This window comes from Stieleria neptunia (assembly GCF_007754155.1).
Lineage (GTDB): Bacteria > Planctomycetota > Planctomycetia > Pirellulales > Pirellulaceae > Stieleria > Stieleria neptunia.
This window is the reverse complement of the sequence record NZ_CP037423.1, coordinates 3,778,035-3,799,434: the sequence shown is the minus strand read 5'-3', so window position 1 is coordinate 3,799,434 and position 21,400 is coordinate 3,778,035. Positions and strand designations below refer to the sequence as shown.

General features: G+C 59.4%; 20 protein-coding genes and 1 tRNA gene. 7 read left to right on the top strand and 14 right to left on the bottom strand.

Annotation, left to right across the window (positions count from 1 at the left end; all coding sequences use genetic code 11):
* Nucleotides 1-80: 80 nt before the first annotated feature.
* The 9 genes from Enr13x_RS13270 to Enr13x_RS13230 form a co-directional block, all read right to left on the bottom strand.
* Nucleotides 81-638, bottom strand: a complete 558-nt coding sequence (locus Enr13x_RS13270) for a hypothetical protein (protein ID WP_145386703.1) — start codon at nt 636-638, stop codon at nt 81-83.
* Entirely contained in the window at nt 635-1,969 is a 1,335-nt protein-coding gene (locus tag Enr13x_RS13265) for a DnaB-like helicase C-terminal domain-containing protein (RefSeq protein ID WP_145386701.1), read from the bottom strand. Before Enr13x_RS13265 ends, Enr13x_RS13270 begins: the two co-directional genes overlap by 4 nt.
* Nucleotides 1,966-3,057, bottom strand: coding sequence for a hypothetical protein (locus Enr13x_RS13260; protein WP_145386699.1), 1,092 nt, complete (start codon nt 3,055-3,057; stop codon nt 1,966-1,968). Before Enr13x_RS13260 ends, Enr13x_RS13265 begins: the two co-directional genes overlap by 4 nt.
* Nucleotides 3,054-3,377 carry a hypothetical protein gene (locus Enr13x_RS13255; RefSeq protein WP_145386697.1) on the bottom strand — a complete coding sequence of 108 codons (324 nt, stop codon included), beginning with the start codon at nt 3,375-3,377 and terminating at the stop codon, nt 3,054-3,056. Before Enr13x_RS13255 ends, Enr13x_RS13260 begins: the two co-directional genes overlap by 4 nt.
* 3 nt (nt 3,378-3,380) lie before the next feature.
* Complete coding sequence (locus tag Enr13x_RS13250) at nt 3,381-3,719, bottom strand: hypothetical protein (RefSeq protein ID WP_145386695.1); 339 nt, start codon at nt 3,717-3,719, stop codon at nt 3,381-3,383.
* 102 nt (nt 3,720-3,821) lie between these two features.
* Nucleotides 3,822-4,076, bottom strand: a complete 255-nt coding sequence (locus Enr13x_RS13245) for a DUF1580 domain-containing protein (RefSeq protein WP_145386694.1) — start codon at nt 4,074-4,076, stop codon at nt 3,822-3,824.
* Between the two features lie 91 nt (nt 4,077-4,167).
* Nucleotides 4,168-4,938 (bottom strand): hypothetical protein, encoded by a 771-nt coding sequence (locus tag Enr13x_RS13240; RefSeq protein WP_145386692.1) that lies wholly within the window; start codon nt 4,936-4,938, stop codon nt 4,168-4,170.
* A gap of 148 nt (nt 4,939-5,086) precedes the next feature.
* Entirely contained in the window at nt 5,087-6,307 is a 1,221-nt protein-coding gene (locus tag Enr13x_RS13235; RefSeq protein WP_145386690.1) for a tyrosine-type recombinase/integrase, read from the bottom strand.
* A 137-nt stretch (nt 6,308-6,444) separates the two neighbouring features.
* Nucleotides 6,445-6,518 (bottom strand) — tRNA-Val (locus Enr13x_RS13230).
* A 282-nt stretch (nt 6,519-6,800) separates the two neighbouring features.
* Here Enr13x_RS13230 and Enr13x_RS13225 point away from each other — a divergent pair.
* The 3 genes from Enr13x_RS13225 (at nt 6,801) to Enr13x_RS13215 (ending at nt 8,351) form a co-directional block, all read left to right on the top strand.
* A complete protein-coding gene (locus Enr13x_RS13225; protein ID WP_145386688.1) occupies nt 6,801-7,094 on the top strand; it encodes a hypothetical protein in 294 nt (97 codons plus the stop codon).
* A gap of 164 nt (nt 7,095-7,258) precedes the next feature.
* Nucleotides 7,259-7,555, top strand: a complete 297-nt coding sequence (locus tag Enr13x_RS13220; RefSeq protein ID WP_145386686.1) for a hypothetical protein — start codon at nt 7,259-7,261, stop codon at nt 7,553-7,555.
* Nucleotides 7,556-7,940: 385 nt separating this feature from the next.
* Complete coding sequence (locus Enr13x_RS13215; RefSeq protein WP_145386684.1) at nt 7,941-8,351, top strand: STAS domain-containing protein; 411 nt, start codon at nt 7,941-7,943, stop codon at nt 8,349-8,351.
* A gap of 849 nt (nt 8,352-9,200) precedes the next feature.
* On the opposite strand, the gene Enr13x_RS13210 is transcribed toward Enr13x_RS13215, so the two are convergent.
* Nucleotides 9,201-10,949 (bottom strand): alpha/beta hydrolase, encoded by a 1,749-nt coding sequence (locus Enr13x_RS13210; protein WP_145386682.1) that lies wholly within the window; start codon nt 10,947-10,949, stop codon nt 9,201-9,203.
* 215 nt (nt 10,950-11,164) lie between these two features.
* On the opposite strand from Enr13x_RS13210, the gene Enr13x_RS13205 reads away from it, so the two are divergent.
* The gene (locus Enr13x_RS13205) at nt 11,165-12,052 is read left to right on the top strand and encodes a glycosyltransferase (RefSeq protein WP_145386680.1); all 888 of its coding nucleotides are present in this window, start codon (nt 11,165-11,167) and stop codon (nt 12,050-12,052) included.
* Between the two features lie 147 nt (nt 12,053-12,199).
* A complete protein-coding gene (locus tag Enr13x_RS13200; protein ID WP_145386678.1) occupies nt 12,200-12,796 on the top strand; it encodes a GNAT family N-acetyltransferase in 597 nt (198 codons plus the stop codon).
* Nucleotides 12,797-12,856: 60 nt separating this feature from the next.
* On the opposite strand, the gene Enr13x_RS13195 is transcribed toward Enr13x_RS13200, so the two are convergent.
* A complete protein-coding gene (locus Enr13x_RS13195; protein WP_145386676.1) occupies nt 12,857-15,847 on the bottom strand; it encodes a zinc-dependent metalloprotease in 2,991 nt (996 codons plus the stop codon).
* Nucleotides 15,848-16,356: 509 nt separating this feature from the next.
* Between Enr13x_RS13195 and Enr13x_RS13190 the strand changes: the two genes are divergently transcribed.
* Together Enr13x_RS13190 and Enr13x_RS13185 are read left to right on the top strand one after the other, a co-directional pair.
* Nucleotides 16,357-17,619 (top strand): serine hydroxymethyltransferase, encoded by a 1,263-nt coding sequence (locus Enr13x_RS13190; protein ID WP_145392289.1) that lies wholly within the window; start codon nt 16,357-16,359, stop codon nt 17,617-17,619.
* Nucleotides 17,620-17,693: 74 nt separating this feature from the next.
* Nucleotides 17,694-18,158 (top strand): response regulator, encoded by a 465-nt coding sequence (locus Enr13x_RS13185; protein ID WP_145386674.1) that lies wholly within the window; start codon nt 17,694-17,696, stop codon nt 18,156-18,158.
* Between the two features lie 183 nt (nt 18,159-18,341).
* Here the strand turns inward: Enr13x_RS13185 and cmoB are convergent, their stop codons facing one another.
* The 3 genes from cmoB to Enr13x_RS13170 all read right to left on the bottom strand — a co-directional run bounded on the left by cmoB (nt 18,342) and on the right by Enr13x_RS13170 (nt 21,323).
* Complete coding sequence (gene cmoB / locus Enr13x_RS13180) at nt 18,342-19,343, bottom strand: tRNA 5-methoxyuridine(34)/uridine 5-oxyacetic acid(34) synthase CmoB (protein WP_231744260.1); 1,002 nt, start codon at nt 19,341-19,343, stop codon at nt 18,342-18,344.
* 286 nt (nt 19,344-19,629) lie between these two features.
* Nucleotides 19,630-20,373, bottom strand: a complete 744-nt coding sequence (cmoA, locus tag Enr13x_RS13175; RefSeq protein WP_197456002.1) for a carboxy-S-adenosyl-L-methionine synthase CmoA — start codon at nt 20,371-20,373, stop codon at nt 19,630-19,632.
* Nucleotides 20,373-21,323 carry a DNA integrity scanning protein DisA nucleotide-binding domain protein gene (locus tag Enr13x_RS13170; protein WP_145386670.1) on the bottom strand — a complete coding sequence of 317 codons (951 nt, stop codon included), beginning with the start codon at nt 21,321-21,323 and terminating at the stop codon, nt 20,373-20,375. The genes cmoA and Enr13x_RS13170 overlap by 1 nt, the downstream gene beginning before the upstream one ends.
* Nucleotides 21,324-21,400: the final 77 nt, after the last annotated feature.

Genomic DNA, 21,400 nt, shown 5'->3' with positions numbered 1-21,400 from the left:
CTTCTTAGTGGTCAACAGTACTAATTTTTGTGACTGTTCCCTTTGGAGGCCCGAGCGTTGGACCTCAAAGTAGTACCTACTCATCCAGCAGCAGCGTCAGGTGTTGCAACGCGGCGGGGGCGTTCGTCTTTTGGTGTGCCAGAAGTGGTGTCGTCGCGAAGCGAAAGCGACGCCGCTTCTGTTCTGTTCTGTGTGGGTGACATGGGTGTCCCCTTTTCGTGCGCCATTTGTCCCCTTTTCGTGCGCCGTTTGTCCCCTTTTGTTTTTGGAAGGGTGACGCCTGTGTCCCCTTTTTGATCGGAAAGGGTGACATGGGAGTCCCCTTTTGTGATCTTCAATGGCTGGCCTGTGATGTATCGCGTTGATGGGTTGCCCCGTCCCCGACCACTGGTCAGCGTCTTGACCACGCCGCCCGTCTCAAGTTCACAGAGAACCCGTTTCGCGTGACGCTGCGACATACTCAGTGCGTCCCCGATTTGCTGGGCAGTCGCATCGAAAACGCAGTCACGCCCGCGGGCGTGAAACCAGCAGAACATTAGCACCGCGGCCTGTGCGGTCGAATCCAGGGACGGCAGCACGATGTCATGAATGTGCCGGCCCGACTCCCATCGTAAATTTGATTTCTGTTTTTGAGTCATCCTTTCGCCTTCCAAGGCTGGTCGCCGAGATTTCCCCCGTACTCCCCAAAGTCATGGGGCATCGGGTCAGGCGTTCCGAATCGCATTCGCGGCATGTCAAAAACGAGTTCCTTTCGAATCTGATCGCCGTGACGGTTCTTGACGCAATCAAGGGCGATGTTGCGAACACCTCGCACGCCTGGTTCGACTTCACCGCAATCACGCAACAGATACGCACTGTCTACGTTAAATTCGATCTCGCCCGATTCCTTGAAGCTCGCCAGCGTCAGTTTGGAGGTGTCGTGCCCGCTGGATGACTTCCCCGTGGTGCGCGACGTGGCCGACAACGCGAGGATGCCCCAGCCCTTGCTGGCCATCACACGCAGCAGCGTCATGACCTCGTTGACACCTTGCCGAATGTCCTTTCCGTAAGGGGCGAATTTCTGGATGTAGTCGACGATCAAAAATCCCGGCTCGCGTTCTCGCATCAGACGCCCCAGACCTTCCATCGTGCAAAGCTCAATTGGCATCACGTTCAACCGATCGGCACCAACGTGTTCCGCGATCTCTGCCGCGGCGAAGTCAACCTCAGCAAGTTGGCCGGCGGTCAGGTCAGCGAATCGCAACGCCTTGGGCGGAACACTTGTTCGTCCGGCCAACTCGCGCTTCAACAACGCCTTGAACGTCGACTCAGCGTTTGCGATGTAAACCTGGACGCCGGTATTGTGCTGCAACACTTCAAAGGTGACTTGGCCGGCCAACGCGGTCTTACCGACCCCCGGCCCAGCTCCGAGTGCGGCGATCAATCCGGGTCCGATCTCGAATCCTTCAAGGGCGTTGCCGAGCGTATAGAGAACATCGCCGCGACCGTCGTGCAGATCGTCAAGCAATTCGTGAAGGATCTCGATACCGCACCGCGTCAACGGCTTTTCAGAATCGTCTGTGTCACGAGACGCTTGAAGGGTTTCCCATCGGCTGGAAAAAACATCGATCACTGCCTCGATCGATTCCGGTGTTTCATCAGGCCACTTGGCAACCACGCTCTTAATGAACCGGCTTCGATCGTCGTCACTGGTGACGATCCAACCAAACGGCATCGACTCGCCTGATTCATCCCGCACTGTGCCCGAATGGTTCCCGTCAAACGCAACTGATTCGACCTTGATGGTCAGACCCTTATCGGTTTTGACCTCGGGAAGATCGCCGGCAGGGATGGTGCCAAGATCAATTTGCCGACGCTTGGCCTCTCGTGCCAGTAGCTTGACCGCGGCCGTCTTTCGGCTCGCCTCTTCGACGGCCTGGTCATACTTGCGTTGAAACTGTTCAATCGCTTCATCGGTGTATTCGTTCACGCTGGCCCCCTCCCTGATTGGCTTTCGATTTGTTCGTGACACCAACGCGCGGCGGCCTTCCAGTCGCCACCGTGACGGAGAGTCACAAACATCTGGTCAATCGAATAGAACCGGCCGACACTGCCGTCATCCTTGAGGCAAGGGAACCGCGTTTCGTTCCCCGAAAACACATTGATCCCCGGCCGATCCGCCTCGGTGGCAATCTTCAACGTTCTGGCACCGCTGACGCTGCCCTCGCGAATCCATTCGTCACCGCGTAGCTGTTGGTATCCATTTTGTGCCAACAGGTCTTCGACGGTTAAATTGCTCGCGTCGATGTACGCGGTGATCGGCTGGTCTGATGTGTCACACTTGCCGAGTGTTTCGCGGATCACTTGCCGAGCAAACTTTGTGGCAGACGTTTTGATTTCGCTTTGACTTGCAGGGAGCGACAATTCACGCAACGAATACAACCGCTCAGGGTGATACTCGTGACACGTCACCGCGTTGCCGTTGCTGCGACCTTGCCCAACCACTCGCAACACGCGGTCGATGTTGGCCGTTGAGTCAAGTTTTCCGCCGGCCAAACTGTTTAGCTTGTCCTGCCAACGCTTCGTCAGACGCTTGATGTATTCGCGATCATCGTCTGATTTGATGCGAAACGGATTTGCAAGAATCCAGTAACAATGAAACCCGCCCTCGGGACCGTCACTGTTGACAATCAGCGACGGCTTGCGAGGCATCTTGTCGAGCAATCGGAGCATCGTTTCGCGGGTGTGATACTTCGATGATTTCCCGGCGTCACAGTCCAGGTGGAACGAGACGATCGTTTTGACTTCGTTTGCAGAACCGACTATGTAGCGTCCCTTGCCATCGCGTTCCGCTCTCGCCCGGATCGCGTCACCGTCCATCGGGTTGATTTTCAAATACTGATCGAGCCGGCCATTCATCGCGTTGGCTGCCTTGACCAGTTCGTCGGGATCGCCGGCTTTCGCCATTCCCACGGTTTTGCGTTTGGTTGAATCGACGAAAACGAGTTCGCCATCGTCGGGAGTGCATCGGCTGTAAAGGGCATCCAACCATGCCGCCGTCTCGCCTGGTCCGTTCATGCCGCATCCCTCGCTTCCATGGGAAACTCTAGGGCGTATTGCGGATCTCGCGGGTCAACCCCGGCGGGGACGATGCCGATGTACTCGTCACTGTCAACGATTCCACCGATGCCGATGTCACTGGGATCGATCGGTATCACGCTGTCCCATAGGTACTGCCGATCGCATACGCGGCCGCTGGTGTCCCGCTTGATCTCGTATTCCTTGACCGCGGCGCAGAACATCGCTTTGGTCTTGTAGATTTCTTTTTGCGTCCGGCAGAACCAAATGACATCCCAGTCGCCGGGGACAATCTGGATGATTTTTCTAGCAATCTCCATCGTTCAGCCCTCCGCCTTCAAAGGGTTCACGACGATCACCGCGGCCATCGATCCGAACTGCGTTTTTCGTTTCTCGCCGTTCTCGATCAAATCGCCAGTGCGGAGCAACTCTAAGACCGGCGAGCAAACAGATGACAACGGCCAACCCATTGCGTCGGCGATCTCGTGACGTGTCGCGCCGGTGGTGCCGCGGGAGCGGAGTAACGTCAGGATCTGCAGCCGGCGGTTCGGCCCCTTCTCTTTCGCTGCCGATGCCGCGGCGGCTCGGGTTGCTTTGGCGTGTTGACCGTGGTCAAAAAGTGGCGTTTGACTTGCCGAGTCTGACGGTTGTGCTATGGTCATGGTGCTCTGTGTCCTTGGAGCAAACTTCGGAAATCGCGACGGCCAGCCGGTTACGCCCCGGTTGGCCGTTGTGTGTTGATGGGCTGCGCCGTCAACACCCTCCTAGGCTTTCTTGGTTCGCGCTTCGATGAATCGCGTGATCGCCTGTTTGCTGGTGATGATCCGGCCGCCGAGGCGAACGTGCTCAAGCTTGACACCGCGAACACCACGCAGGCACCAACGGTAGAGAGTCGTCTTGTCAGGCCGCCGGCCAATGAGAGACTCCACGTCGGAGGCGGCGTCCTGAAGCGTCAGAGTGTCCTCAGTCAAAATCCGGCGAACGGGATTCGATTGGGTTTGGTTGGCTGTAGCGAGCATGAAAAAACCTTTTCGCAATGCGTTTTGAAGCAAGTTGCGAAAAGGTTAGGGAGGACCGATGTGTCGGTTCTCGTACGAAAATGTGTCGTTTCTATGTCGGTTTCGGTATTTTTTCGAATCGGCCGTCATTCCGTCGGATTCGACTATCCACAGAATGCTTTTCGAGATTCTTGTTCAGTCGTTGAATCAAGCTCGCTGCAGCGTCGTCGTACGGAGATACCCATTGGGATTTTTGGGCGAATTCGTCGATGGGGACGCTGCCGTTCGCGTTGTTCATCGTTTCAAGCAATGCTCGCTGTTGCCCCTTCAACTTGGAGATAACTTCAACGCTCCAGAGGGCTCCCGGTTGCCGCCCCTCCGCGAATCGGTGCTCCGTAAGGCATGCTAGGCACCGCTGCCGTTCCATTTCAAGAATCTCAGCTGAAACCGCTGTCCAATTTTCAGGAAGGCGATCAAGCAGGTCTCTCGCTACTCGCCTGTCCCGTTTGGCCTCCGCATGCGTCCTCTCTTCGTCGGGAAACCCGATCACGTTGATGACGTTGACGACCAATCGAGCAACTGGGCAAACAGCTTCCGAAATCAGCCCGCCCGCCCAATCGTCACCTATGTGGATAGGCTTTCGATGAGAGGCGTTAACCATGCGGATAAAATCCGTCACTTCGACCGACCGATTTCGAACATTGAGCCAAAGCCGGTGGATCTGGTCTTTTCGGTCTGCAGCGTATGGCGTCATCTCTTCCCGACGCAAACGCTCTTCGATCGCTTCGTTAAAACTGTCGATCTCTTCGTTGCAGTAGGTGAGCAAGCTCACTGCAGCATCGAAGAAAGCGACCACCTGGTCGCCTGTCGCTTCGTTGTCCATTGTCTCTCATCTTCGGTTGGCCCCGCGCCCGCCGTTGGCGATGAGAGATTCCAACGGCGGGACACGTTGCCATCACGCCGACCGTCGCCAGCATGATTTGAGGAAATGCCGCGGCCGTCGCCATGGCAGTTGTTTTGATTATTGCCGTTCAGATTTTCGGAGCAACCTTGGCGGCCTCGATCGCTCGATCGAGTGACTGTTTCGCGTAATGTTCGGTCATCGCCGCGCGGGAGTGCCCCAGCATTGCCTGGGCTGCTTCAATACCGAGTGCCTCCCGAATGACGGACGCCGCAGTGTGACGCAGCTGGTAGGGGTGCCAGTGATCCGTCTGGGCCTGTTTCGCCGCTCGCTCGATTGCCCGGCGGTAGGAATCCTTGTTGTACCGCTCTTGGTATTCACGGGGCTTCCGTGTTCCGCTTCGGCTGGACTTACTGTATCCCGGCCGATCTCCCTGATTCATCGGGGTTTTGCGATTTTCCCGCCGTTGCTGCAGGTGCCACTCGGACGCTTCGACGGGTTTGAAGAAAAACTCCTCATCGGGGCGGTTGAGGAATGGTTTCAGCGCCCGCTTGGCATCACCCACCAACGGCACCTCTTTTTTCTTCCCGCGGTGGGCGGTCTTGTGCTTGGCCGGCCGATAGACCCAAACGCCGTCCGGACGCTTCTCAATGTCAATCGGCCGCATGACACAAACTTCGCTCGGGCGCATCCCTGTTGCTGCCTGGATCCTCACCATCGCCTTAATTTGGGGCGAGAGGAACTTCGCTGTCAGTCGAACCGATTCAATGTCGACGGGTGTCACTGGGTCAGATTCACGGGCCTTGGTCTGACCGTATGCCAGTGGTTCGAGAGTATCCAGGGCGACAACGATGCTAGGGTCCACGACTTCACGGGAGACGCCGAATCGAAACACCTTGATAATCGATCGGATTTGCTCGTTGATGTATCTGCGGGTGTTATTCCGCCCCCGCTTGTTTTTCGTCGCGACCAGCAGTTCGCGGATCTCGGCCAGCTTGCGGGGTCCGAATTGGTCAATCGGGACGTCTGCGTATTCATCGTCCAGCAGCGTACAGAGGTTATTGAACCGGCCTCGCTGGGTCTTGTTGTTGGCGTACTTGGTTTTCGCGTGTTCGCGAAACTCGGCGGTGAGGCAACGCACAGTGATCGGTGCGTCGGCGACGTCGATCTCGGCATCGGAGGGCATCCGATTTCCGTTTGCCGTGTACGTGGCCAGCAGGGCGTAAAACTTGGCGTAGCTGGCTGGAGAGCCGTGTTCACCGAGGTAGAAGTATCGCCCGTCAAGGTAGACTCGGGCTTGTCCGGACGTGTGGTAGAGATACGTAGGCGTCGACGAATTCTGTCGCGGCATTGCGCCACCTCCTCAATTCGTAGGCGGTAGTGAATACCGGCTACGTCAGAAAGTGGGCCGCACAGCTATGTCGCTGGTAACGCTTACGAGAGCGATCCGACCGGGGATTTGCGGGACGAAACGAGATTTGTTTCGAGTGGGCGATACAGAATTCGAATCTGTGACCTCTACGATGTCAACGTAGCGCTCTAACCAACTGAGCTAATCGCCCGCGTGATCGGGGGCAGACGGCACGATCGCTGACACGGGGTGTCGTGCGGTGGTCTGCTGCGGTACCGAGTGGGATCGGACGTCGGGGGCTGAAACTTCAACTTTCTCGGTCGGCCGATCGGTTGCGTAGTGTGTAGCGATCAGGAGGCGTCGTCAAGACGGCTTGGCGAAGGAACGAAAAAACTTCGGACTTGCCCTGAATGGGGTGCAGGTCTAAAAATGAAACCGCGGGATTTGAGGGTTCCGCCTCCAACCCCGCTTCCGTTTTCCCCTGGCCGCCGAGATGTCTCGATTTTTTGCCGGAATGTTCTGCGGCGCGCTGCTGCTGTTCGTCGTTATGCACTACCACATCGTGCGTGGCAACAACGGCGTCGTCCTGGTGCCCAAGATCAGCAACAATCTGGCGGGCATCTACACCGACATCCGCGCCTTTGACCTGCAAGATTGGCAGAACCACAAGCCCTTAGCGGCGGCCATCATGCGGAGCAATCAGAGCGATTTGCTGGAGGATTCCGCCCACCGCAACTTCGGCAATGCGGTGCGCCGGGTCGTCGACGACGTCTTCGGCGGGCAATAGCGACGCCAAGCCGCGCGGCCGGCACGATTGGCACGTTCGATTCGATCTTGGCGACCTGTCGCTGGGCGACGTCATTGATGGCGTGCCAGACGCAATGCCGATGGATCTATCACGGTTTGCTGCGTGCTGGACGCCCCCAAGACGATTTACACAGAGCTCGATCTATGTCTTTCTATCGAAATCGATACTTCCTCAGTGGAATGCTGCTGATTCTGCTCGGGTTGCAGTTTCGTCGCGTCGAATCCTTCGTGCTCAATGAACGCTCCACCCGGTTCGTCGCAAAGATGACCAATACCCCGTTGGTCGATAATTCAACAACTCTGGGTTCGATCTTCGAGCCCGTCACTCCGGTACCACGAAAGCGCGTCACCCCCCCGCGCTGGCTGGGACTGTCGATGATCGCGTTCGGTTGCGTGATCACGTTTCACTCCTTCGTGATCCCGCGTCACCGCGAAGGCTAAACCGCAGGCCGTGAACCTGAAGACGGGGTCCTTGAAAGATAGACGAGGCGTCGTCGTAGGGGTGATCGAATGTCGAGCAGTGATGGAGACGTCTTGTGATTGTTGCTCACGCCACACCCGATCGGGGATAGTGAGTACAGGCCGTTGTGAGGCGTCGCCGTTGGCCGCCAATGCCCCACCACCAGCCGTTGGGCGGCACGAATTTGTTTGCCCTGCGCGATCTTTTTTGATAGGCTTTCATGAAGTTGAGTGCGGAAAACATTAGGTTTACGCAACAACATCGTGTTCAGTGAAGCAGTCGGAGATGGTTGCGGGTGCCAATGACACCACAGTTTTGGCACTCGGTCCCGTTCCGTGCCCTTAGACGTGAGAACGCATCACACCGATGAGTCAAGCTACGGCAGTTGAGATCCATTTCCACGACTGTTCCATGGTCGTGTCGCCTTCGCTGAAGGTGATCAACCGTCGGAAATCGGCCAGAAAAATTTCTTCCAAGGTGAGCGCCGCCCTGGATCAACCGCGCGAGCGTCTGGTGACCGATGTGATCGTCGATCTCGGCCAAGTGACCTGGATCAGCAGCGCGGGGCTGAACGAATTGATCCGGCTACAGGCCCAATCGAGGGCCTCGGGTATCCACCTGCGACTGCGTTCGCTCAATGAAGCCGTTCGTGATGTGTTTCGCATCACACGCCTGGAGCGGATCTTTGAATTCGACGGGAATCCGGAGAACGAACCGGCGCCCGTGGCTGCCGCAATCGAATCCGATCACGACCACTCGGTGCCGGTTTCTATCTGAGTCGCGGTCCCTTTTTGGAACGTCGGTCTTCGGGCAGATCCCAAGACCTGTCGTCGCGCTCCGTTTTAGGGCATGGGTGTCGACACAACTTCAGTCACCCTCCCTGGCAGGGAGGGTCGAGCGCAGCGAGGGGAGAGGCGAGCGGTCGTCGCTGAGCGATTCGGAGCCACATCGACCCTCCCCGCTGGGCGCGTTAACTCCTCCGCGCCCCTCCCGTGTACCGGACGTCGATTTCAGAGGAGGCGGATTTCATCGCAGCGCAAGACGCCAAGACTTTTGTCAGCGCCGGCCCCCTCTGGCGTTTGCTTGCTGCGCAAACGCCGTCTCTCCCAGCGGGGGTTCTTCGTGGATTTTAACGGCTAATCACTCAGGACCCAGGTTTTTTGAGGCATTGCTGCGATGTCCGAATGAGTGTTGGACGACAAACGCTCGGTTCAAACGCCCCTCCGGCGACGCGGGCCGGCGGAGGGCACGAAGCACCTTCGCCGCATCGCAGACCTGGTGATTCCTAGGTGGGTTGCTCCTCCGCAGAGCCCGCCTCCGCTTCACCTGGCTTCGCCATCCTACCGAACAGAACAGAACCATCGGACATCGCAGTCATCCCTCAAAAAACCTTCCCCGAGTATTCGAGAGCACCCACTAAAATCCGCGAAGAACCCCCAGAGGGAGAGAGACTAAATCGGTTGCCATATCCTGACGCTACACAATCGATATCCCCCAGGGAGCGCGGTTTCAGATGGGTAGCCCCCCAGGCACGCCAGGAGCGTGACTTCTTGGCTTGATGCACCGGGGAATCGAGCGATCCGAACGGTCGGGGTGCGGGACGACGAGGCCCCCGATGTGGCGTTGCTATTTGATCGGCGAATCGATCGGCGAGGGTTCGGCGGAGAACCGATGTTGGCCGCTGGGTTGCCCGATCAGTTGCCAGTAGGTCAGTGCGCCGAGGGGTCTTGGAACGAGTTGGGGTCGCTGGGTCGCGGGCAGTCGGTTGCGGACGAGCTGGTACAGATCCTGTAGCATCGACGGGGCGTCGCCGTAATAGCTGTGCCCGAGCAGGCTGAGGTCGATCCCGCTGACATCGATGGTTTCAACGCCCGGCACCACCACGATGTCGTCGCCACTCTCGCCGGCGCGGGGGTAGCCGTGCACTTGTTTGGATGCGATCAACGCTTGATCGTCGGAGGAGGCATAGAGCGTGACGTGCTCGGCGACGGAGGTCAGCGCGGGTGCCAAGTCGCGGCGAAACCGATCGGCGTCCACGTCGGGTGCGGCCAACACGACGCGGTCGAACAGGGCGGACGGTTGGCTGTCGGTTTGTCGCTGCTGCCATCCGATTTCGACCAGCGCGCCGGTCGTCGGCCGGTTTCCCATGCTGTGGGCGACGACGTTGATCGAACGGGCACCGCTTTGATGGGCCAGATCGAGCAGGAATTGCTTGAGGTGGGTTTGGGTCCAGGCGGCGTTGTTTTCATCGACCGTGTAGCCCAGCAGCGTGCCTTGACTGGGCCAACTGTAACACACCGGAACGCCTTCGAAGGGCAGGTCGACCGCGATCTGGGCGGTCCGTCGAATCGCCGATTGGAAGTCGACATTGTAGCCGTGAATGAAGACGAGCAGGTCTTGGCTCGGCGACAACGCCACGGTCTCGGCGAGCCGTCGCTGAAAATCGGAATCGGAAAGCTCGATCGCACTGGTCAGGACAACGTGTTCCCGCTGGTCTTCGCGAATCTCAAATCTCAACAAGCTGGGGCGCTCGACCATGCCGCGTTGGTGCGTGTCCGGCACCGTCACTTCGGCGATCCCTTTGACCAGGGTTCCCCGGTCTGCGCTGTACGTCACGCCGTGCTTTTCGATGTTGGCGGTGCCAGAGAGCAGAACGGCCGAAGCGGCCAGGGCGGAAACAACGCCGAACGCGGAGAACCCCAAGGCGGCTTGGGGACGACGCCGCAACACGCCGAACCCGGCGAGGGCGAGAAAGACGATCGACGAACCGCCCAACAACACCAACGCGTCGCGGTTGCCGCTGACGTTGTAGTCGGACAAGGCAAGCGAATCTCGCTGGCGGTCGGTGGCGTAGTAAACGGCCACGGTCGCGAACGCTCGATCGGCGTCATGGGACGCGCCGGCGGGCAGCGAGGCGAAAGGGCCCGTCGCGATCGGGTCCGTCGGCGCCGGCTCGGCAACCCGGGCGGCCATCGGCGGGGGCGGCGGCGGCTCAGAAAGTGAACGGGGTACCATTTCGGACGAGAACGCCATCGACGGCTCGGAATCCGACTGGAACACGGGATCGGCGGATTTCCGGGCGCCCCGGTCGATCGTCGGCGGCACCGCCGCGGATGCGGGCGGGGCTTCCCGGGCCAACCTGACGTCGGAATCGACCTCCGGAGCCGGCTGAATCGCCTCGATCTGTGCTTCCGGGGCATGTGCTTCCGGGGCATGTGCTTCCGGCTCCCCCATCGCCTGTCCGCCGCGTTCGCCGGAGCAGCCGGTCACGACCAGTAGTGCCAGCAAAACGAGGTCTCGGGTGACGCGGTGGGAGAACCGGACGCCAGTTGGGGCAGATTCGGGGCGGGCTGGATCGAGTTGCGCAGGGAGCATGGTGGAGTGACCTGGGGCAGGAGTGGGCCATGGCACGGTTTCCCCGAACACGCGTGCGTGATGCTCGCTCGGGCGCGGGGGGCGACACGCCTTCGATACCCTGCCGAAACGGTCCAGGTCGATGTCAATTGGTCAGATCAATCTTTACCCGCCTCCAGGTCTTGCTGTTTACTACGCCAAACCGCCTTCTCAGCCCTGCCAAAGAGTGTCGACGAATGGATTCGCACCGTCCGCCCGCCCGTCCGCCCGCCCGCCCGGCCGCCGACCAGCCCGCTCCCGTTTCCGCGTCCGTCATCATGACAACGTTTCGGTCGCCCCATTACCTCCGCCAAGTGCTCAAGGGGTTTGCCCATCAGACCTGCCGAGACTTTGAAATCGTGGTCGGCGAAGACGGCCGGACGGAAGAGACGCGCGGGGTGATCGATGAGTTTGCCACACGCACCGACTTTCGAGTCCGTTACGTTTCCCAGACGCACCAGGGGTTCGGCAAGACTCGGATCCTAAATCGCGCCATCGCTGCGGCCCGGGGCGACTACCTGATCTTCACCGACGGCGACTGTGTCCCGCGCCGTGACTTTGTCGCCGAACACCTGCGGCTCGCCGCGCCGGGCCGCTTTTTGTCCGGCGGCTGTTATCGTCTGGAACGTGCGTTGACCGATCGAATCCTGGCCGGCGAAGTCGCGTACCAGGATTTCACCGACCCCGTTTGGCTGAAACACAACGGCGACGACGTTCCCGCCAAATGGTTGTGGATCCAAAACCGACCCGGCCTGGCCAAGGTGCTGGACCTGGCCACGACGACACGCCCGACATTCAACGGCCACAACGCATCGGCCTGGAAAACGGATGTCGTTGCCGCCAATGGATTTAATCACGAGATGCGGTACGGCGGACTGGACCGTGAACTCGGTGAACGACTCGAAAATGCCGGTGTGCTGGGGATGCAAATCCGACACCGTGCGGTCTGCTATCACCTGGACCATGACCGCGGCTACGTCAACGACGAAGACTGGCAGCGCAATCGAGACATCCGCCTCCGCGTGCGGAAGATGGGAATCACCCGGGCACAGCAGGGGCTGGATGAGGTCCGGGAGGCGGCTTGAGGGGGTGGGTGACGGGAGGTCAGAACGGTGAGGCAAGACGATGGGGGCAAAACGATGGGAAGGCAGAATGATGGGGTGGCAGAATGATGGGGTGGCGGAATGATGGGGTGACAGGATGATGGAATGGTGGAATGATGGGGTGACAGGATGACGGGATGGTTGGATGCGGTGACGCTTGCTGGCGAGGGTGTCCGACTGGAATTGCTCGATCCACGTCATCACGATGAACTGGTTGAATCGGCACGCGACGGTCGCCTGTGGGAACTCTGGTACACCAGCGTGCCCGAGCCCGACGCGATGGCTGGCGAGATCAAGCGTCGACTTGAGTTGTACGCGCGGCGGTCGATGTTGCCGTTTGCGATCATCGACGAGGCATCGGGCAAGGCGGTCGGAATGACCACGTACATGAACATCGACGAAGCGAATCGACGCCTGGAGATCGGGTCGACTTGGTATCGCCAATCGGTTTGGCGCAGCGGGCTGAACACACGGTGCAAGCTGCTTTTGCTGACGCAGGCGTTTGAAACGATGGATTGCATCGCCGTCGAATTTCGCACGCACTTTTTCAACCGACGCAGCCGCGCGGCGATCGAACGTCTGGGCGCGAAGCTGGACGGCATCTTGCGGAACCATCAGGTCTTGGCCGACGGGACGCTACGAGACACCTGCGTGTATTCCGTCATCGCGGGGGAGTGGCCGACCGTGAAGACGCACTTGACGTTTCTGATCAACGCGAGGCAATAAAAAACACGGCCTCTCTGGCGGGAGAGGCCGTGCGTCGAAAGTCATAACGGGCGCGTCGAATTACTCTTCCGCTTCACCGAAAATCAGCATTCTGGAAAGGCTGGGCGCCTTGGCTGAATTATAGGTGTAACCGGCCTTGAGCGCTTGCTCGATCCGCATCGAGACTTCATGAAGATGGGCGCGTGAGTAGGCGTCCATTTTCTTCTCGCACTTCTTCAGTCGCATGTCGATCTTTTCCATCAGATCGACCAGTTGCATGCGTGCCAGGTCACCGATCGGCTTGTAGGCCGCCGCGCCGTCGTTTTTCTCCAGGATCAGATCGATCAGCCGTTGCACGTGCTCTTGCTGCAGGTTGCGGCGGAGCGAGCTGATCATCGGCTGGCGATTGCTGCGGTTTTCGGGGCAATCGGATTCCAGCTCCGTCCAGGCGGCAGTGCTGATCGTGGTAAGCAGTTCAGGCAGCGTCAACGCATCGTCTTCGGCGGGCAGACGAAGTTCGTTGTCATAGACACGACGCAGCGTCGTGGGGCTCATCAACCAGGTCAGTGCGGAAGCTTGCAGACCGAGCACACGATCGTGAATCGGCCAGGTCGCTTCACCGGACGTTCCGAAATGGGCACCGCCGTCGAGCCATTGATCGGAGGTCATTCGCTCGAGCAACTTGGGCGTCAAGCCGAAGGCATTGTCGTTGAAGGTCTGGTCGATCACGAATTGCATCGCTTCGCGTTGCTGTTTCGCCGGCACGACGACGACCGGGGGTCGATCATTCGGATCCCCCTTCTTGTCTCGGTTGACGAACGCGCCGCCGACCCAGTTGGCCATCATGCTTGCCGCGCGGGTTTGGATCGACAGCGTCAACTCGTAGCCGCGACGTGCCTTGGCCCAGCTGTCACCGTCTTTGACAAACTTGTCCAGGATGCGTTCGCGATAGAGCTTGACCAACTTCATCTGCTCTTGAGCGTAGTCGAGCGGATTGGCGGAGAAGTCGTAGCGACGGGCGAGCGGATCGGGGCCGTTGGTGTCTTCGTCGGTCGCGTATTGCAGTTCCGGTTCGACGCAACGCTTGAGAATCTTCGGCAGAGCTTTGTCGTCGAAGGTGTAACCGTATTCGATCGCCCAATAGTCATACGGACCGATGTCGATCATGGTGTAATCCCCTTGGACTTCGCCGCTTTCGTAGCGGAAGTTGATCGGGATGTAGTCCATCACCGAGGCGGTGAAGACTTCTTTGCCCTTGAGTTCTTCGCTGTTGATTTTGTCCAGCGAGTGCAGCGCCGAGCCTTTGAAGTTGTGCCGCAATCCGAGGGTATGTCCGACTTCGTGGGCGACCAGATCGGCCAGCAGCGGACCGACGAACCAATCGGGCATGCCATCGAGCATGTCTGCCGAATCGTCCTTCTTCTCGTCGTCCTTCTTCTCGTCTTCGTCTTCCTTGTCGTCATCTTTTTTGTCCGCGTCCTTGTCGTCGTCTTCCTTGTCGCCCTCTTTCTTGTCGGCGGCGTCGTCTTTGTCATCGGCGTCCTCCTTGTCCGACGCTTCCTCTTCCTCTTCCTCTTTCTCGTCGTCCTTTTTGTCTTCGGTCTCGGACTTGGGTTTGTCATCCATCATGGCCAGGGCCCAATCCATCCGGGCGACCGCGAGGTCCAGACTGCGGGCGTTGGCGGCCATGCACATGCCATTCTTTTGGCTGAGGTGACCGATCAATCCGTCAAACTCATCGTCGCCGATCAGCGACGAATCGGCGGCGGCCATGGAGAACCCCGCGTAGGGTTTCTGGGCGTCTCGGGCGATCTGTTGGCGAACTTGCGAGACCTTGGAGGGGGAGGTCATGCGGACGCGGGGGTCCCAGGAGGGGTGTTCGCTGAGCCAGGCCAAGGTTTCCGGGCTGGCCCCTTCCATCGCCAGCTTGGGCAGCAAGTCGTCGTACTGGTAGTTGTAGTGGCGAATCCAGCCGTCGGTCAAAATGATGTCGGCGTCGAGGATCTCGCCGGTCATCGGGTGGACGCGACTGGGGCCGATCGCGGTGCCGATGTCATTGTTCAACCAGCGAACGAAGTTGTAACGAACATCTTCGGGATCCTTTTCCATGTGGGCGCCGCTTTGGGCGTCTTGGTAATGGACTTCGATCGCGTTGACGATGCCGACCTTTTCAAAGGCTTTGTTCCAGTAGTCGACGCCGGCGCGGATGAACCGGCGATAGCGGACCGGGGCGGTGTGTTCGACGTAGAAAATGATCGGTTTTTTGGGCGGGCTCAGCTTCAGTTTCGAATCGCGTTTCTCCAAGTTCCAGCGATTGATGTAACGGATCCGGGTCTCGTCGTCGGTGTACTTGCTGAGGTCGGAGTACGTGGTGGTGAAGAACCCGACCCGCTGATCGGCCAGACGTGGTTTGAAACCGCTGGACGGACTGGGGACTTCGCTGAAGGAGTAGTGCAGGGTTTGAAAGCGACCGGCCGCACCGACGGTCTCCAGAGCGACTTCCACGTTGGACGGGAAGACCTTGATCGACTCAATTTTTTTGATTCGTGAGTTGGAGATGCGGACACTTCGTCCGAAGAACGTGCTGGCGTTACCCAGCAACAGCGAGTCCAGATCGATCACCGGACCGCCCGCACTGCCTTTGGCGACGATCGGGATGTCCAGCAAGACTTTGTCGGTGAACAAGCGTTTGACCGACGCCTTGGATTCCGGATCGCCGGTGGCACGGATCGACAGGTTGGGCGCGATCAGGGCCAGCCGATCGTCATACTGGCGCCACTTGACGACCAGTTCCCCGGATTGCAAACCGGCATAGGTGTCACCGCTGCTGACCGTCAGCGCGATGAAGTAGCTCTTGGTCGCAAAATTTTTCGGCAATTCGGCCAGCAGCTGCGCGTCTTTGGACCGCTGCCAGACGTTGAAAAATCCCTTGCGATTCTCTTGGTCCGAGACCGGGACTTTTTCGTAGCCCTCGGAAACTTTGTCGAAAGGGGGCAAATCGGCCGCAGAAACGCGACGCTGAGCCGCAGAAAGAGTTAGCAAAAAAACAAAACCGGCGACGGCGTATTTCATTCCAGGCACTCGAGCATCAGGTGAAAACGGAAACGAAGCAAGCGTAGGTCACGCTTTGGGCGGGGCGGGGGTCGGCGGGCGGCGGCCAGGGCCATCAAGCACCTGCCGAGGCGCGATCGGGTAGCGGACCGTGAAAAACCATTACAGGTCGAACCGGCAAAAGCTGCCCAAACCAAACAATGGATTGTACCGATTTCAACATTGAAATGGGATAGTTTTTACGAATCTGCGGCCGAGATCGGTTCTTCCGAGGGCTCGCGTTGCGGTCACAGGAGGAGTCCGCCGGGGTGGGCCAGGCGATCCGCCATCGCAACGGAGGGCTCCGCTCGCGACCGCAGGGGCTCGGACAGGCGTGCCGCGTGGGCGTCAAAACCGTGATTCGGGGTGCTCGTTCCGAAGTGCCAAGGATTGACTGGTTTTGGTTCCCCATCAACAATCCCTGAGAAGCTGCGGGACAACTCCCCGTTCCCGAATTCCAATTTCCAGGCATTTCTCCCTGCAAGGCCATGATGAATCCGCTCCAACAACAAGACCCCCAAATTTGGGACGCCATCCAGGACGAAGCCAGCCGTCAACGCGATGGCCTGGAAATGATTGCCAGTGAGAACTACACCAGTTTCGCAGTCATGCAGGCCGCCGGCAGTGTGCTGACCAACAAGTACGCCGAAGGTTACCCCGGCCGCCGATATTACGGCGGTTGCGAACACGTTGATGTGGTCGAATCGCTTGCCATCGAGCGGGCTAAGCAGTTGTTCGGTGCCGAGGTGGCAAACGTCCAACCCCACAGCGGTTCCCAAGCCAACACGGCGGTCTACCTGTCGTGTCTGAAACCCGGTGACAAGGTTCTGGGACTCGATTTGGCCCAGGGCGGTCACTTGACGCACGGCATGAAGCTGAACATCAGCGGCCAGCTGTACGATTTCCACTCGTATGGCGTGACCCAGGACACGAACCGATTGGATTTTGACCAGATCGCCTCGCTGGCCCGCGAGCACAAGCCGAAGCTGATCGTCGCCGGTGCGAGTGCCTACCCCCGCGAAATCCCCCACGACAAGTTCGCCGAGATCGCCGAGGAAGTCGGCGCGCGGCTGATGGTGGACATGGCACACTACGCCGGGCTGGTGGCGGCAAAGATTCACAACAGCCCCGTCGGGTTGGCCGACTATGTCACCACGACGACGCACAAAACGCTGCGTGGTCCCCGCGGCGGTTTGATCCTGTGCAAGGAAGAACACGCCAAACTGATCAACCGAAACGTGTTCCCCGGGACCCAGGGCGGCCCGCTGATGCACGTGATCGCGGGCAAGGCGGTTTGTTTTGCTGAAGCGCTGACCGACGAGTACCGCGTCTACGCCCAGGCCGTGGTGGACAACGCCAAAGTCTTGGCCGAAACGCTCATCGCGGCCGGATTGCCCTTGGTCAGCGGCGGCACCGACAACCACCTGATGCTGGTCGATGTCACCTCGGTCGGCTTGGGCGGGAAAGTCGCCGAGTCCGTGTTGGACAGCTGTGGAATCACGGTCAACATGAACATGATTCCGTTCGACAAGCGTAAGCCGATGGACCCGTCTGGGATTCGAATCGGCACGCCGGCGCTCACCACGCGGGGCATGGGTGCCAACGAAATGCGACGCATCGGTGCCTGGATCCACAGCGCCCTGTCCAACGCCGAAGACACCGAGCTGCATGCTCGGATCCGCGGTGAAATTCGCGAAATGTGCGAAAGCTTTCCGGTTCCGGCGGATCAAGAATCCCATGCGACGATCGCTTAGGCGTTCGCCGCAAGCCCGCCGCCGGGCGCCCCCACCCCGTCACCCCCATCGCCCCGACTTTCCGCACGCTGACCATGACTGATCCGACCTTGCCGGAGGGAACTCATCGCATCCTGATCGCCGACGACAATGTCGCCAATCGCGAGTTGCTCGAGGCCTACTTGGCGGAGATCGACTGCGAAATCGAAACCTCCGTCGATGGCCAAGACACGCTCGACAAAATCGCCTCCTTCACGCCCGACGTGGTGCTGCTGGACGTGATGATGCCCAAGCTGAGCGGTTTTGAAGTCTGCAAGCAGATCAAAGACAATCCCGAGACGTCACGCGTCATGGTGCTGATGGTCACCGCGCTCAACGAGCTGGGGGACATCGAACGCGCCGTCGCCGCGGGCACCGACGATTTCATGAGCAAACCGGTGCAAAAGGTCGAACTGCTCAAACGCGTCGAGAACATGCTTAAACTGAAAGGCATGAACGATGAACTGGAGCGATTGCAACAGTACATCCAGGCGATGGAAGACGCCCAGCGAGCCAGCTGAGGCGTGCCAGGGGCAAGGCACGGCAAGACGATGGGGGCAAAACGATGGGGGCAAGACAATGATGGCAGAATGATGGGGTGGCAGAATGATGATCAGCTGGTAGCCGAGGCGACAAAACGCTTTCCCCTCTCCTTGTCTCCTTGTCTCCTTGTCTCCTTGTCCCCCACTCTCCCCTGCCCCGAATCATTCTGCCTCCTTTCTGCTGGCGACAACCGTCGCGCGGACCGGACCCGGGTAACCTTCGATCGTCTTGGATGAATCATCCGGGTCCAGGAAATCGGCCAACGACTGGAACGTCATCCATTCGGTCGAGCGCTGCTCGGTCGCCTCAGTGGGTGTGACGTCCACGGTCTCGATGCCTTCGAAACCCGTCCGACGCAACCAGCGAAACAGCATCTCCAGCGAGGGGATGAACCAAACGTTTCGCATCTGCGCGTAGCGGTCTTCCGGTACGAGCACGCGTGGCCCGTCGTCTTGAATGATCAGTGTCTCAAGCACCAGTTTGCCGCCGGGGACCAGGGCACCGGCCAGGCTGCGTAAATGATCGATCGGACTGGTCCGGTGATAGAGCACACCGGCGGAGAACACGACGTCAAAGGCGGTTAGTTTTTGGGGCAAATCGGTGTCGATCATCGGCATCACGAAATTGCGTCGCGGTCCGGTCTGGTATCGATCGAAGACTTCGAACTGCATCAAGAACCGCAGGATCGGGTCGAGCCCCATCACCATCGAAGCGCCGGCGCCGAGCATCCGCCAGCCGTAGTATCCGTTGCCACAGCCCACGTCGAGCACCGATTTTTGATTCAGGTCCACGGCCTGAGCGATGCGGTCCCATTTCCAATCGGACCGCCATTCGGTGTCGATCGGCAGCCCCAGGAACTCGAACGGGCCCTTGCGCCAGGGATGAAACCGCATCAGGGTTTCGCGTAGCGTCGCCGGATCGACGGCCGGTCCGACGACCCGCACCCGACCGTCGCTGTAATCCAACTGGCGGCTTTGGCGCGACGGCAGGTCGTCCAGCGCGGCCACCCAGCGTTTCAAATCGCCGTTGGTGGGTTGGTGCAACCGCCGCGCGCAGGTTTCGACAACGGAGTCTGCAAAGGCAACGTGTCCGCGCTGCCGCAACCATTGGTCCAATGGCCGACGATCGAACCAGTCGGGCAGCGTGGGGGTGTCGTGGGGCACTGGTCTCTTTACAAGTCGTGGGAGCCGAAATCATCCGCACTGGCGAGGTCGTGCAGTTTTCAAAGTCACCCTCCTGGCAGGAGGGTCGAGCGAAGCGAGGGGAGGTCGAACGGTGAATCGAGGCGGGCACTTCGCCCATGATGGGCGTCCCCAAGCAACAACGCAAACCCTCTCCTCGCTACGCTCGACTCTCCCAGGGGGAGAGTGACGAAACCCCTTTAACAAAAACGATTTTAGAACAGCACCCTCGCTGCCGGGGAGGGTGACTGACGATGCCACCGCCGGTTCAGCTGGGCGCCGATTTCACTGCCAAGATGGACGCAAAATTGAAACATTGGAACCAGGGCGCGACGACGCCGAAGCCGATTTCTTTCAGCCGGTCCGTGTGCGTGGGGATCGACTCGGGGATCAGCGTGTTTTCCAGCGAGGTCCGTTTTTGGGCGATCTCCAGTTCGCTGTAACCGCAGGCGCGTTTGAAATCCAAGTGCAATTCGGTCAGCAGGGACTGCTGCCCCGGATCCTCGAAGCACACCTTTTCGCTGAGCAGCAGGCCGCCGCCGGGGACCAGCGCATCGAAGCACGTTTGCAGCAATCGTCGACGCTGCGCCGCGGGGACAAACTGCAACGTGAAATTCAGCACGATCATCGAGGCGTTGGACAGGTTGACGTCGCAAACGTCGGCCAGATGAAGTTCGATGCCACAGGCATCGGGGCGGGCGGATTGCTGGTCCAACCGTTTCCGCAGCCGATCGATCATGGCGGAGGAATTGTCGACCGCGTGAAGGGTCGCGCTGGGCGGGGCTTGGTTGCGAATCAGCAGCGTCGCCGCGCCGAGCGAGCAACCGAGGTCATAGACATTGGTAGCGGGGCGCACGAAGCGGCCGGCCAATTGTTCGATGACCGACAGGATCGACGCGTATCCGGGGACCGATCGGGAGATCATGTCGGGAAAAACGTCGGCGACATCGGCGTCGAACTGGAATTGCCCGACGCGGTCACGCGGCAAGGAGTAGAGGTTGTCGCGAGACATCAGTCATCGCCACTGGCGCTCGGGGGTTTGAACGAGATTTCCTGCCATTTGATGCCCTTGTCCATCGGCTCGATCTGCATCTTCAGGAACCCGTTTTGATACAGCCGGACGGTGCCGGTGGACTGGCTGACGACGATCGCGACGGCCTTGGTTCGGCGCGTGATCGCGGCGGCGGCCCAGTGGCGTGATCCCAAACCCTTGGACATGTTCAGATCTTCGTGCAGCACTTCCAGCATTTGACGGCTGCGTTCGATCGTCCCGTCGGCACTGATCAGAAAGGCGCCGTCCAACTGGGAGATCTCTTTGGCGTCTTCTTGGACCTTGGCGTCAAACAGATTGCGTGCTTTCTTGTTGTAGCCGCGGAACGGGTCGACGCCACTATCGCTGGCGTGTTTGAGAACGCTGCGAGTGTCGCCGACGACGAACAGGGCGCCGACCGGTTTGCCTTCGCGGCCTTCCACACCGATCTGGACGGCCAAGTCGACGACGACTTTCATGGTTTTCAGCGGGACGCTGCTCTCGAGCGATTGCAGGTCGCGCGTCGTCAGCCGACGCATGCGCTCGTCGAGTTTCAGGTGACTGATCGAATCCAGTCGGCCGGAGGTGAATCCGCCATAGATCGCAACGATTTCGTCGTTGGGTTTGATGAACTCGTCGGCAGCCGCTTCCAACAAAGCGTGTTGCAAACGCTCCAACAACGGCGCCTTTTCCTTGTTCAGCGCGACCGGTTTTAAACCCGCTTCGGACGCCCCGTCCAACTCTTCGATCGAGTCGACGGCGACGATCAGGGGTTTTTCGAATTCGTTCTTGGCCATCAGCTCGGCCAAACGCTGCCAGTCGGTCGCCCCTTCGAGCAGCAGCACGATCGCGTCGGCAGAAATCGCATTGACCAACGTCATCGCCGATGTCAGCATCGCCGTGTTGTGTTTGGTCAATCGGAGAGTTGCCATAGCGCCGCAGAGCTGAGAGGGGAGGGCAGGAAGCGTGGTCCCTAAACTGTAGCTCACCGTTAAAATCCCGCCCAGCC